Here is a 13,659-nt window from a genome sequence, read left to right as displayed (position 1 = left end):
CTTTACCTACTGTAAGGAGTGAACCCGGTGAACCCAGTAAGAATGGCGATGATCGGTGGCGGCCCCGGCTCCTTCATGGGGCCGGTTCATCGCCGGGCGTCGGCGCTGGATGGTGGCTTGCGGGTGGTGGCGGGTGCCTTCAGCCGTGATCCGGCCCGTAACCATGCCGCCGGTCAGGATGGAGAGCGGGTTTATCCCGATGCCATGGCCCTGATTGCCGCAGAGGCAGCGTTGCCGGCCACGGAACGCGCGGAACTGGTGGCCATCCTGACCCCAAACGACTCCCATGCCGACATTGCCCTGGCCGCGGTGGAGGCAGGCTTCGCCGTGCTGTGCGAGAAGCCGCTGGCCCATGATCTGGCGGCGGCACGGCGCGTGGCCGCCGCCGTGCAGGCCCAGACAAAGCCCTTCGCCGTTGCCTATACCTATCTGGGCTACGCGATGGTGCATGAGATCAAGGCTCGCGTGGCGGCGGGTGCCATCGGGCCGGTGCGCCGCGTTGCCGCCAACTATATCCAGGGCTGGCTGGCACAGCCGGTGGAAAAGGAACAGGCCGGTGCCGCATGGCGCACCGATCCGGCCTGCGCCGGCATCAGCGGCTGTTTCGGGGATATCGGCGTACACGCGCAAAGCCTGGTGGAATTCACCACCGGCCAGCCAATTGCCCGCGTGATGGCGGATATCCGCACCTGTGTTGCCGGGCGGGCGCTGGATGATGATGGTGCGGTGCTGTTCCGGCTGGAAAGCGGTGCGGCCGGCGTGCTGACTGCCAGTCAGGTCTGTACCGGTCGCCAGAACGGTCTGGATATCACCCTGTACGGGGAAACCGGCAGCCTGCAATGGGCGCAGGAACGGCCCTTTGAGCTATGGCAGACCGATGCCGACGGGCGGGTGACGTTGATCACGGCCAATCCGTCGATGCTGATCTGCCCCGTGGCAAAGGGGCTGCTGCGCCTGCCCGGTGGCCACCCGGAGGGCTATCTGGAAGCGCTGGCCAATATCTATCGGGGCTTGGTCGATCGCATCCGCAACCGGGATGACGGCACCGCCATGCCGTTGCCATCGGCTTTCATGGGGCTGCGCAGCCTTGCTTTCACCCAGGCCGTGGTGGCGAGCAGTGCCGCCCGCGGCTGGATCGATGTGGAGGATTGAAAATGCGGACCATCAAGGGCCCCGCCCTATTCCTGGCCCAGTTCATGGGCGATCAGCCGCCCTTTAACGATCTGAAAACGCTTGCCCCCTGGGTGGCCGCCTGCGGTTATCATGGGGTGCAACTGCCAACCAACGATCCCCGCTGCATCGACCTGAAACTGGCGGCGGAAAGCGACGCCTATTGCCAGGATCTGCAGGGCATGCTGGCCCAGCATGGGTTGGAAATCACCGAACTTTCCACCCATATCCAGGGCCAGCTGGTCGCCGTGCATCCGGCATATCAAACCCTGTTTGAAGGGTTTCTGCCGGCGGCCCTGCGCACGGCCCCACCCGCCGCCCGCCAGGAATGGGCGGTTGACCAGTTAAAGCTGGCGGCCCGCGCCAGCCAGCGCCTGGGCCTGACGGCCTCTGTCACCTTCTCCGGTGCCCTGCTGTGGCACACGGTCTATCCCTGGCCGCAACGTCCGGCGGGGCTGGTGGAGGAAGGGTTTGCCGAACTGGCCCGGCGTTGGGAACCGATCCTGAATATCTATGACGAAGCCGGGGTTGATCTTTGTTACGAGATCCATCCGGGCGAGGATCTGCATGACGGGGCCAGTTTTGAACGGTTCCTGGATGCGGTGGGCGGCCATGCCCGCGCCAATATCCTCTATGATCCCAGCCATTTGCTGTTACAGCAGATGGATTACGCCGCCTTCATCGACCTGTATCACAGCCGCATCCGCATGATGCATGTGAAGGATGCCGAATTCCGGCCCGATGGGCGCAGCGGGGTCTATGGCGGGTATCAGGGCTGGGTCGACCGGCCGGGCCGTTTCCGTTCCCTGGGCGATGGTCAGATCGACTTCAGTGTCATCTTCGCCAAGCTCGCCCAATATGATTTCCCCGGCTGGGCCGTGGTGGAATGGGAATGCGCGTTGAAAGACGCGGCGGTGGGTGCCCGTGAAGGGGCGGAATTCGTGAAGCGCCACATCATCCCGACAACGGCCCGCGCCTTTGATGATTTTGCCGGTGCCTCAACGGATGTCGCGCGCAATCGCAGCATATTGGGCTTAGGCTAACCTAACCCCCTTGGGCGGGCCAGACGGCCCGCCCAAGGGGTAAAGCCATCAAACCGACCGATCTTCCAGAATCAGTTCGGCGGCCCGCCAGGCCACGGCCATGGCGGGGCCGTTGGTATTGCCGGAAATGCCCGTCGGCATTACGGAGCAATCCACGACGCGCAGCCCCTGGGTGCCATGCACACGCAGCCGTGCATCCACCACGGCATTGCCCTCCGGCCCCATGCGGCAGGTGCCGGTGCCGTGCAGGCCGGTGCTCAACATCCACTGCCCGGCTTTCAATATTTCTTCATCGCTGGCCACTTGCGGGCCGGGCGTGATTTCATCCCCCACATAGGCGGAAAGCGCCGGCTGGCGCATCAACTGGCGGATGGTCTTGATGGCGGTGATCAGATGATCGCGATCCGCCGGATCGTCCAGCCAGTTGGCATGCAGGATCGGTGCATCTTCCGGTCGGGGGGAGCGGATTTCCACCGTGCCGCGGCTATGCGGACGCAGATAGAAGCCGACCGCCGTGATGCCGGGCAGATCGTCGGTCTTGCCGCGCCCAGCCTCTGATTTTTCGCCGTTCGCATCGGTCATGGAGAAGGCGGAAACGCCGACCTGAAGATCGGGCCAGTCCGGCTGGCCCTGGGTTGAGATCATGGCGCTGACCTCCGGCACAATGGAGGCCATGAAGCCGGTGCGCGTGAGGATATATTGCAGGGCATTGCGCCACAGCCGCCAGCCCCGGAATTCCCGGTTCAAGCCAAAGGCACCGCGCAGCCGGAACGACAGCGACACCATCATATGTTCGGCCATGTTCCGCCCGACGGCATCATTGCCATAGACCAGCGGGATACCATGGCGTTCCAGCAAGGCAGCCGGACCAATGCCGGACAATTGCAGCAGCTTGGGCGATTGCAGCACGCCGGCAGAAAGAATGACCTCACCGGCCAGGAAGCTGACCTCCCGACCCGCAATCTCGCACAGGACGCCGGTCGCCCGGTTGCCCTCAAACAATACCCGCCGCACGGTGACATGGGTCTGCACGGTCAGGTTCGACCGCCGCTTGGCATCGCGCAGGAAGGCGGTATAGGCAGAAACCCGGCGGCCCCCGCGATCCACCGTCATCTGGGAACGCCCCAGCCCATGGCTGCCGGGGCGGTTGACATCATCCAGCACAGGCAGGCCCATTTCGCGCCCCGCCGCCAGCACGGCGCGGGTCACCGGCCCGTCATCGCGCATGGCCGTCACTTCCATCGGCCCCCCGCGCCCGCGGCAGGGGTCGGCCCCCGGCTCCTGGTAATCCTCGATCGCCTTGTAACAGCGTTCAATTTCCCGCCAGTTCCAGCCCGGATTGCCCATCGCCTCCCAGGCGTCATAATCCTTGGGCTGGCCGCGATAATACCAGGTGCCATTGACAGCGCTGGAGCCGCCCAGACCCTTGCCGTAAAACCACGTCTCCCCCGGTGGGCGAAATGGCTGCGGTTCGGCGGGGAAAGGCCAGTAATAGCGCAGATTGCCCCAAATCTTGGCCATGCCGCGCGGCATGGAAACCATCAGGGAACGGTTATCCGACCCGGCTTCCAGCAGCAGCACCTTGCTGCGCCCATCACGCGACAGCCGGTCGGCAAGCACACAGCCGGCCGACCCGGCCCCGACGATGATGTAATCGAAACGCATGGCATCAAGCTCCGCTGGTCCGCGCCCCTTGGGCATAGGCGGTCGGGAAGGTGAAAAGTTTCAGGCTGGCGGCCATGGCAGCAAAGCTGATGGCCGGGAACCAGACATGCCCGGCGGTGATCGCCGCCTGGACGGCCGGCGTGGCCTCCATCCCGGCAACATAGCCGGCCCGGCTCAACATCCAGGCCCCGGCAGCGCCGCCGATGCTCATCCCCAGCTTCACCCCGAAGCTGGAGGCGGCGAACAGAAAGCCTTGGGCCCGGAAGCCGCTTTTCCATTCGCCAAAATCCACGGCATCGGCCATCAGGGCGAACAGCAGCCCGCCGATCAGCCCCTGGCCCAGATAGGCGGCAATGTTGGTCGCCACCAGCCAGGCCGGCGCATCCGACAGCGCAATGGCCGCCGTTGCCGCCATGGCCAACCCGCCGCCGATAATGCCGGTGGCCCGTTTGCCGATGCGGTTGGCGATGGGTGCCGACAGCGCCGTACCGACCAGCACCGCCAGCATGGTGAGCATCAGGGACGAGACCAATTCAGGCTGCCGCAGCACGTCGCGCGCATAATAGATGAAGGATTGCAGATGCGCCGTGAAGCCGATCCAAAAGCAGAAATTCACCAGCATGGTGGCAATCCAGGGCCAATTCCCCTTTGTCGCCTGGACCGACTGGCGGGTTGTCAGAACCTGCGGGCTCTCCGTCGGGGCCTCACGTTCCCGCGTGTTGGCAAAGGTCAGAACCAGGGCGGCGATGGTGACAAGCGCCAGCAGGGCGGCGACCAGCAGGAAGCCATGGGCCTCGCTGTCGCCACCCAGCGCATGGACCAGCGGCAGGGCGGCATAACCGATACCGACCGTGGCCCCCGACCCCAGGGTTTCACGGATGGCATTGGTTGCCGTGCGCTCCCGCGCGTCACGGGTCAGCGTCGGCAACATGGAATTGAGGGGGAGTGAGACGCCCGAATACAGCATTCCCAGCAAGGTATAGCTGGTGAAAATGTAAACGATTTTGCCAACATCGCCCAAGGGCGGGGTCCAGAACACGGCCACACCGCAAAGGGCGAAAGGCAGGGCCAGCCCCAGCAGATAGGGGCGATGCTTGCCCCATCTTGTATCCGTCCGATCAATCAGCAGCCCCATGAACGGATCAAATAGACCGTCAATCGCACGGGCGATAAGGAACAGGCTGGCCACGGTGCCGGGGTCCACACCATAAATATCGGTGTAGAAATACATCAGGTAAGCCCCGGTCATGCCGAAGCTGAGATTGATGCCGAAATTGCCAATCCCGTAACTCAGCTTTTCCCGCCAGGACAATCGAGTGGACATGGATGGCACTCCGTTTACAGAACGGCTTTCAGCCGAAGATCGGTCGCAGACAGGTATTCACATAATCCAGCGACCGCCGAATCTCTCGGCCGGGATCGGCCACGGCATCGATCTCCAGAACAGCCCAGCCTCTGACATCACGGTCACGCATCAGGCGGGCCCAACGTTGCCAATCAACCCGACCAGAGCCCAGGGCGCAGAAATAGGGGCGATGCGCCTGATGAATGGTCTCGTCGATGGAGATGTACAGGGGCATCGACCCGGTTGCGTCCTTCCAATGGGCCAGAATGACACGGTCGATATGCCGTTCCACCACCGCCACCGGGTCGGCCCCGCCCAACAGCAGATGGGCGGTATCGGGGCAGAAGCCGACATAGACCGGGTCAGTCAGCGTCATGATCAGGTCGACATCGCGGGGCAGCGAGAAGATCGAATGGGCTTCGGTATGAAGCGCCAGGCGGACGCCATGCCGCAGGGTGGCCGCCCCCAGCCGATTGCAGAAATCGGCCACAGCCGCCGCCATCGGCAGATCGACGAAAACCGGCGGCTTCTGGTTCCAACTGCTGCGCATCGGCAGCCCCATCACCAGCAATTCAGCGCCCATTTCAGCCAGAAACGCCGCGTACTTCTCCGCACGGTCGATCAGCGATGCCTGTTGTTCAGCATCATCCAGCCGGCCTTCAATGGCGACATCGGCGAAAAAGCCGGAGGCGATTTTCAAGCCACGTCCATCAAGGGCGGCTTGGACGCCAGCCGCTGATCCATAGGCCCTGACCATCTCTGTCCAGCCGAAGGGAGCAAAGGTCAGTTCGATACCGGTAATCCCCGTCCCATCCAGCGTATCCAGCATCCGGTCCCAGAAGGGGCGCGGATTGGCCATGCCATAAGCAATCACATCACTTTCGCTCTCCAAATTCCAGAAACCGGGATGAAAAAAAGTGATGAGATCGATACCAAAATCGAGAGGCGACATGGGAGCCTTGGAATTGGAAAGGGACGGGGATTCCATGCTGAAACCCCTTCAGAACATGGAATGTAAACCTTTTCTTGAAACTACCCGAAGGCGGCGGCATGTCAAGCGTTAACGGTTACATTCCGGGGTCAGTTTTGATGGCATCCGTTGGTTGACGGCTTCGGTCCGGGGCCACACTTCATCGTCCGTCCCCTCTCCGGCGCCAAAAAAAACCGTTGATCTCTCGTGGAGATCAACGGTTTTTGTCATTGTGGGTCACGCTTGGGAGAGCGGGTACAAGTGTCAAGTTTTATACGGGAGAATTCTATTCTTTTTGCAATCAAACCCTTTCGCCAACGCCATGCCCTTGGCGGCCCGGTCGATACTGATCCGCTCCCCGGCCCCGTTGATGCACCACCGCCTTGTCAGGGCCCCGCCTCTTCCAGGGTGATGATCTGGTCTTCCGCCAGCAGGCGTTTGCGTAAATCCGCATAGGGCACATCCTGCACGGCAACGCCTTTGGCGATCGCCAGATCGGCGGCAGCGGCGGCGGATTGACCCAGAATCATGAAGACCGGCTCCATGCGGATGGAACCATAGGCGATATGGGAGGCCGACAAAGCCACAGGCACCAGCAGATTGCCCGCTTCCGCCTTCCGGGGAACGATGGCGTCATAGCTGATCGGGTAGGCCCGACCGGGGCTGATCTCGATATTGCCTTCGTTGCGGACGAAACCGCGCCCATCCACGATGCGCTGGGTATTGTGCGAATCCATATTGTACGATCCCATGCCGATGGGGCGGGGGGTCGGCTTGGTGCCGCGCAGATGCTGTTCCGTCATCACGAAATCCGACATCATGCGCCGCGCTTCCCGCACATAAACTTCGCGCGGCCAATTGCCATTACCGGTGAACTCATCCTTGCACAGGCCCCATCTGGACATTTCGGCGCGGGTTTCCGCCGGCACGCGCGGATCATTGGCCATGAACCACAGCAGCCCTTGCTGATAGGTTGTGTGTTCGGCCACAATGACCGCGCGCTCCGCATCGCTGCCTTCGGAATAGCGGTAATTCATCCCGATATTGTCGAAGGAGAAGCCGCCGAAATTATTGACGTCGGCCTTCCCGTTGGGGATACGGTCGAACTTCTGGAAGAAATTGCGGTATCCCGCCTCCATATAGCGCAGCAGCAGGGCATATTGGCCGGCATCATAGCCGGCGGGCCTGGACAGCGGGGTGCGGTTGGCGGGTATGTCGGTCAGGCACAGGCGGAACGTATAGGCCTGGATTTTATCATCCGCTGTGCCGTCCGCTGCGGGGGGAACCGGGCTGATGCGGGGCAGCAGCCCGCTTTTCGGGTCACCCTTCACCCGGTAAGGGTCAATATCCAGGGTGAACTGGTGCTTGATGCTGTTGGCAAGTTGCACCCCATTCAGCGTTTCGCCATAGGTGGCGTTGGCTTCGCGGCCTACGGTGAAGCTGACACCGGCCCCAGCCATCAGGTCCCCTTCATAGCTGGCGTCGATGAAAACCTTGCCGGCAAAGCGCTGCCCCGTTCTGGAGCGGAACGCGATGACGCGGCCATCCCGCTTTTCCACCCCGCCCGGGCCGCGGTCGATGGGCTGGTTGCGGGCGATGATTACGCCCGCCTTTGCCGCCCATTCTTCCAGAATGCGCTCGGCGACCTTGGGTTCGAACTGCCACATGGCATCATCATCGACGAAATTTTCCGCCTTCTCCGGTCGTTTGGCCAGGGTCCAGGCGGCGGGATCATCGTAATGGCGCTTCACCTTACGGTAAAATTCCCGCGACAGGCCGCCGATGGCGCGGTGATTGCCGGTATCCGACCAGCCAAGACCATTGGTGGTCATGCCGCCAATGTAATCATCCCGGCAGACCAGTGTGACGCTGCGTTTCAGCCGCCGCACCTCAATCGCCGACACCACGCCCCCGGCCGTGCAGCCATAGATCACGATATCGGCGGAAATCTGTTTGTCTGCTGCCGGGGTGGCCTGTGCGGCCAGGGGCAGGGCAAGCGCCAGCGCCACCCCGGCGCCGCGTGCCAGCATCTTCCGGTAAGTCATCTCTGATCCCTCAATAGGTCGCGGCCACGCCGAAGAAGAAGCGCCGATCCTCACGCGAGGCGTTGAGCAGCCGCAGCGGGGTCTGCAGATATTGACGGTCGATCTTGCGGGTCAGGTTGATGGCTTCCGCCGTCAGCCGGATATTTTCGGTCAGGTTGATCTGGCCGGACAGGTCAAGCTGGCCCCTTCCTTCGGCATAGGAACTGCCGCCGCTGGCCGCCGATCCCTGCCCCAGCAGGTAGGAGCTGCGATAGATATAGGCGACCCGGAGTGAGAAGGTTTCATCCTCGTAAAAGCCGATCAGGTTGTAGCTGTGCCTGGACAGGCCGGGCAGGGGCAGGGCGGCCTGTGTCGCCTCGTCCACCAGCGGCGTCTTGCTGTCGACATAGGTGTAATTGGCCTGCACCCCCAGATTATCGAACGGGGCTGGCAGAAAGCGCAGCGTCTGTTGATAGGCGGCCTCGAACCCTTTGATGCTGCCGGCCTCGCCATTGATCGGCTGGGTGATCTGGAACGGCCCCATATCCTCCAGACCGGGGACAATCTCCTCCCGCGTCGTGTTGATGGTGAACGATTGGACATCCTTATAGAAGGCGGCGAAGGTCAGCGCGCTGGAGGGGGCGAAATACCATTCCAGCGTGCCATCCACCTGCGTCGCCTCAAAGGGCCGCAGATTGGGGTTGCCGCGCGATCCGGTGCGCGACACCAGCAGCGGCACGAAACTGACGCCGACATCGCTGAGGCTGGGGCGGGCGATCACCTTGGCCGCTGCCAGCCGGAAGGTGAGATCGTCCCGGATCGCCAGCGCGGCATTGCCGCTGGGCAGCCAATAATTGAAGCGGGAGGAAGAGGCGGTCGGCTGTGTATCCGACAGAAAGCCGGAGGAGGTGCGCTTGAAGGTGACATAGCGCAGCCCGGCATTGCCGGTCAGCGGCATGTCACTGATCTGGCTGTCAAAATTACCCTTGGTGTAAAAGCCGAACGTGTCCTGATCGACATTCTTGATGGAGATGCGGCCCAGCGGGATATTCTCCGCGCGGGGCACCGGCAGGTGGAAGGTGTCGCGTGCCGCCTCCTTATCCACCGTGCCGCCCAGGATGTCGCGGGGAAAATTTCCCGAAACGCCGGGAAAGAAACTGCCCTGCCTGCTGTTGTAATCCAGGCTGGGCAACTCATCGACGGTCAGGATACCGTCACCGTTCCTGTCGCCGGCGGCCAGCAGGCCGGCCGCTGACGGGATATTCTGCGGCGCCTCGGAATAGAACTCGATCCGTTCATACCGCCCGCCAAATTCAACGGTACTGAGCGGGCCGAGATCGGTCTGGAACTCCAGATCGGCACGCCCGTCATAGCCCACATTGTCGGTGCGGAAATCATTCTCGAAGATCGAGGCCAGTTGATAGGCGGACGGGTCGTTGACATTGAAATTGCTGTTGATCGACAGGTCGGGCACCACCCCGCCCTTGGAGAAATCATAGCTGGCACTGGCGCTGTTGCCGGCCCGCGGCACCACCACATAGGTGAAGGAGGCGCCGGGGCCGCCATCGGTGCCCAGCCCCTTGCTGTAGGAACCATCCAGTTTCAGGGTGACAATATCCCCTTCATATTTGCCGGACAGACCCAGATTGGTGGATTTGAACTCGGTCGGTTCATCATAGATCAGCGGGCGGATGGTGACATTGTTGAAGGTGCCGCTCAACACTGTGCCATTTTCGTCAGCCTTCGCCGTAATGTCCTGATCATTGAACAGAACCTGGAAATTGGCGCTCTGCCGCTCCCGCTTCAGACGTGAATAGGTGCCATCCAGGATGAATTCCCAATTTTCCGCCGGGCGGTACTGGACGGAACTGTTCAATGTCAGCCGTTCCTCCTCCCGGTCGAAGATGCGGGCCATGAAACGGTTGGGGCGGTAGAGATTGGGATCATTCACGCCATCGCCATTGCTATCAATGGCACTGGTCCGAGTCCAGCCGCCTGTATCGAAGGAATGGCCACGCGTCTGGGTGTTGGAATAGGCGGCACTGACCAGCACGCCGAACATGTCGCTGAAATTGCGGGATATCAGGGCGGAGCCGCGATGGCCCAGATGGTCTGCCTGATCGGCATAGGCCCCCTGGAAGCGACCGCTGAGCACCAGATCGCCCAATTCAAGCGGTCGCTTGGTCTTCAGGTTTACCGTGGCCCCCAGGGAGCCTTCCGGCATGTCGGCAGAGGGCGATTTCGCCACCACGATGCTGGAAATAATCTCCGGGCTGATGGATTCCAGCGACGCCCCGCCGCCCGCCGCCGGACCCAGGAAGGTGCGGCCATTGATTTCCAGCCGGTTCTGCGAGATGCCGCGCACGGTGAAGCTGGACCCGTCGCCCTCTCGCCGTGAAATCTGCACGCCGGTGATCCGGCTCATCGATTCCGCGACATTCTGGTCGGGCAGCTTGCCGATGTCCTGGGCGGTGATGACATCGACAATCGTGCCGGCGGCCCGCTTCACATTGATGGATTCCTGCAGCGAGGCACGGATGCCGGTAACAACAATCTCCTCCAGCTCGCTTCCCGTTGGTGCCGTCATGGCGGGGGTGGGCGGCAGAGCTTCCCCCTGGTCCGGTGCGGCCTGCAGCGCCGCTGGGTGAAGGCCCGGTGTCCGTTCCTTCAGAACAATTGCACCAGCCACCTTTACCGGCACCAGATTGGTGCCCGCCAGCAGCATCTGCAGGCCGTCCGCCACATCCATTGCGCCCTGAACGCTGTTGACCCGGACATGGGCTGCCAGCGGGCCCGGTACCAGAATCTGGACGCCGGCCTGCTGGGCAAATTGTGGAATGCCGGTCTGGGCCATCTGTGTGAGTACATTGAAATCACGGGTCTGTGCCGTGGCTGTTGTGGCCCCCAAGCCACAGACAATGGCCGCACTGGTCGCCAGAAGTCGGGCGCGTGTAAACAGCATTCAATCCTCCCATTATTTTATCATTTGTTTTCGGCGCCCTGACTTTTCCGGTACGCTCATTCTTCTATGAGCCCTTGTCAGGGAGATTTCCGTCAATGGGAGCGTGATTTTCTTCGTGACAGACGAATTTCCGAGGGCGAGACCTTCACATCAACATTCAATGAGGCTTCCAGGGTTGCGGCAAAATCCTCCGGCCGGTCGATATTGAACAGGCCGATCAGGCGTTCGGCCTCCAGATCGGCATCGCTGACAACCAGCTTGCGGTGGTTATAGCGGTTGAACTGTGCCACCGCGTAACCCAGTGTTTCGTTCTCCAGGGCGATCTGCCCAGATCGCCAGGCCAGCGCCCGTTCAATTTCCGCCGGGGCCGTGCCCGTTTCCGGCTGTTGGGCGTCGGCGCGGAAATGGGCGAACTGCCCGGCTTCCAGAATGCTCATGGCGCCGGTGGCCCGGCTGGGCCAGACGGCGACAATGCCCTCGGTGACCGATACCTGCACGCCCTCCTCACCGCGATGCACGGAAAAGGCGGTGCCGACCGCCCGCACCTGGGCGATGCCGGCATCAACGATGAAGGGGCGCTTGATATCCTTTACCACCTGGAACCAGGCTTGGCCCTTATCCAGCGCAACCTGGCGGCTGTTTTTGGCGAAGACGACGCGAAGTGCGCTGTCGGTATTGATGGTGGCAACCGACCCGTCGGCCAGGGGCAGACGCCGGATTTCCCCCTGGGCAGTGGTCACCCGCTCCCCGACCAGTTGCGACCAGACGACAAGGCCCGCCGCTGATGCGGCAATGCCGCTGCCCGCCCCAATCAGCATCCGCCGCCGGGTCGGACGGGAAAACGGATCGCTGCCGGGGGAGGGGGATACAGGAGCGTGGGGATTCTCTTCGCCCGCTTGCGTCTGCGGCGCCCCTTCAACGGCGTCCTCAATGACGCTCAATGCCGCCATGGCGCGCAGCAAGGCGCCTTCGCGCCGGGGATCGACCGCCAGCCAAGCCTCCAGCTCCGCGTGCCCCGCCGCATCCAGCGGGTGGCGCAGCGCCCAGGCGGCGGCGTTCTCGTCAACGCTTTCCGACACGGGATACCCCCTTGGTCGGGCTGGCCATGGTCGGCTTTGCCGGATCGGTCAAAAGCTTCAGGACGGCGCGCAGGCTGCGGCTGGCCTCATTCTCCACCACCATTTCGCTGACACCCAGCTGGCGGGCAATCTCCTTCTGGCTCAACCCATCGACGCGTCGCATGATGAAAATGCGCCGTGCCCGCGCCGACAGGGTTTTCAGGGCTTCTTCCACCCGGCCCAGTTCCTCCCGCGCCACCGCCGCCTGTTCCGGCGAGGGCTGGTCATTCTGCAATTCGTCGCGGATCGTGTCGGAAATCGCCTCCATCCGCACCACGGCGGCGCGGCGCAATTGGCGGAAGGCCAGGTGCCGGGCCGTGGTGAAGAAATAAGCCCGTGGTTCGGCAATATGGCTGAATTCGGAGAGCTGGGCGAACTGGCAATAGCATTCCTGCACGATGTCCTCCACATCGCCTTCGGCGACAAGCCGCCGTTGCAGCCACAGGCGCACGTCCCGTTCATGGGGCAGAATCTGCGCCCCCACCCACCGTGCCAGTTCCCCCCGTTGCGTCATTGTCTTCCCGATCCCTTTTTCCTGACGAGTTCCGGGGCGATGATTTTCCGTCAACAGCATAGGGGGAAAATTGGCTCCGGTGCCTTTGCGGTAGCGCAGGGATCTGCACGGGGGTGACCGGATGCTCCGTCGGCGCGATTGCCATCATAGCCATCGGCCACAAATTCGGAGCCACTTTGGCCGAAATAGCAGCAAGAACGACCGAAGATGAAATGGACGGGCGGCGTTGGCATCCCCAGAGTTCATCGCAACCCGCCATTTGTGACTATTCGAGGAGGAAAGAGTGATCCTATCTATCCGCAAGGCCTTGCAAATCAGCGCCGAAAAGGTTCCCGGTATCGCCGACGGCGACGCCGGGCTGACACGCTCGACCTTCCTCAAGGGTGTGACCGCGGGCCTGGTCTCCGCTGGTATCGCCGGCCCGATGGGGGAGGCCGCTGCAACCTCCGTATCCCGCATTGCGCCTGTCACGGATATCGACAAGCTGTATGATGCCTGGCAGGAGCGGTTCAACGCCGCTGATCTGGATGCACTGGTCGATCTTTATGTGGCCGATGTCACCTACGTCAATCCCGATGGTACGGAAATGGTCGGCCAATCCCGCGTGCGGGACGATTTCAAAGGGTTGCTGGCCCTTAAGCCGAAGATTGACCTGAATGTCCGCAAGCACCTGCTCTACAAGGATATTGCGCTTACGACCAACCATTGGACCCTGCGGATGCCAAAGGCGGATGGAACGCTGGTGGAACTGACCGGCGGCGGGATCGAGGTCATGCAGAAACAGCGCGACGGCGGCTGGCGCTACGTCATTGACGACGCCTCACGTTCGGCCTCGTAACGCAGATAGA

Annotated in this window: 10 protein-coding genes; 3 read left to right on the top strand and 7 right to left on the bottom strand. The window is 62.3% G+C overall.

Annotation, left to right across the window (positions count from 1 at the left end):
* Positions 1-27: 27 nt before the first annotated feature.
* Together CHB97_RS15655 and CHB97_RS15650 are read left to right on the top strand one after the other, a co-directional pair.
* Entirely contained in the window at positions 28-1,152 is a 1,125-nt protein-coding gene (locus CHB97_RS15655; RefSeq protein WP_089288921.1) for a Gfo/Idh/MocA family protein, read from the top strand.
* 2 nt (positions 1,153-1,154) lie between these two features.
* Entirely contained in the window at positions 1,155-2,213 is a 1,059-nt protein-coding gene (locus tag CHB97_RS15650) for a sugar phosphate isomerase/epimerase (protein ID WP_089288920.1), read from the top strand.
* A gap of 48 nt (positions 2,214-2,261) precedes the next feature.
* Here CHB97_RS15650 and CHB97_RS15645 read toward each other — a convergent pair whose 3' ends face one another.
* The 7 genes from CHB97_RS15645 to CHB97_RS15615 form a co-directional block, all read right to left on the bottom strand.
* Positions 2,262-3,878, bottom strand: coding sequence for a GMC family oxidoreductase (locus tag CHB97_RS15645; RefSeq protein ID WP_089289029.1), 1,617 nt, complete (start codon positions 3,876-3,878; stop codon positions 2,262-2,264).
* Between the two features lie 4 nt (positions 3,879-3,882).
* A complete protein-coding gene (locus tag CHB97_RS15640; protein ID WP_089288919.1) occupies positions 3,883-5,202 on the bottom strand; it encodes an MFS transporter in 1,320 nt (439 codons plus the stop codon).
* A gap of 28 nt (positions 5,203-5,230) precedes the next feature.
* Entirely contained in the window at positions 5,231-6,082 is an 852-nt protein-coding gene (locus CHB97_RS15635; RefSeq protein ID WP_200819974.1) for a sugar phosphate isomerase/epimerase, read from the bottom strand.
* A 497-nt stretch (positions 6,083-6,579) separates the two neighbouring features.
* A complete protein-coding gene (locus tag CHB97_RS15630; protein ID WP_200819973.1) occupies positions 6,580-8,238 on the bottom strand; it encodes an FAD-dependent oxidoreductase in 1,659 nt (552 codons plus the stop codon).
* A gap of 10 nt (positions 8,239-8,248) precedes the next feature.
* Positions 8,249-11,179 (bottom strand): TonB-dependent receptor, encoded by a 2,931-nt coding sequence (locus tag CHB97_RS15625; RefSeq protein WP_089288918.1) that lies wholly within the window; start codon positions 11,177-11,179, stop codon positions 8,249-8,251.
* Between the two features lie 92 nt (positions 11,180-11,271).
* Entirely contained in the window at positions 11,272-12,258 is a 987-nt protein-coding gene (locus tag CHB97_RS15620; protein ID WP_089288917.1) for a FecR family protein, read from the bottom strand.
* Positions 12,242-12,811: an RNA polymerase sigma factor gene (locus tag CHB97_RS15615; protein ID WP_200819972.1), complete on the bottom strand. Its 570-nt coding sequence runs from the start codon at positions 12,809-12,811 to the stop codon at positions 12,242-12,244. Before CHB97_RS15615 ends, CHB97_RS15620 begins: the two co-directional genes overlap by 17 nt.
* Positions 12,812-13,094: 283 nt before the next feature.
* On the opposite strand from CHB97_RS15615, the gene CHB97_RS15610 reads away from it, so the two are divergent.
* Positions 13,095-13,649, top strand: coding sequence for a nuclear transport factor 2 family protein (locus tag CHB97_RS15610; RefSeq protein WP_200819971.1), 555 nt, complete (start codon positions 13,095-13,097; stop codon positions 13,647-13,649).
* The last annotated feature ends 10 nt before the right edge of the window (positions 13,650-13,659 follow it).

Origin of the sequence: Azospirillum sp. RU38E, assembly GCF_900188385.1 — a bacterium.
Lineage (GTDB): Bacteria > Pseudomonadota > Alphaproteobacteria > Azospirillales > Azospirillaceae > Niveispirillum.
Note: the sequence above shows the minus strand (reverse complement) of the source record. Positions and strands in the feature narration are given on the sequence as shown.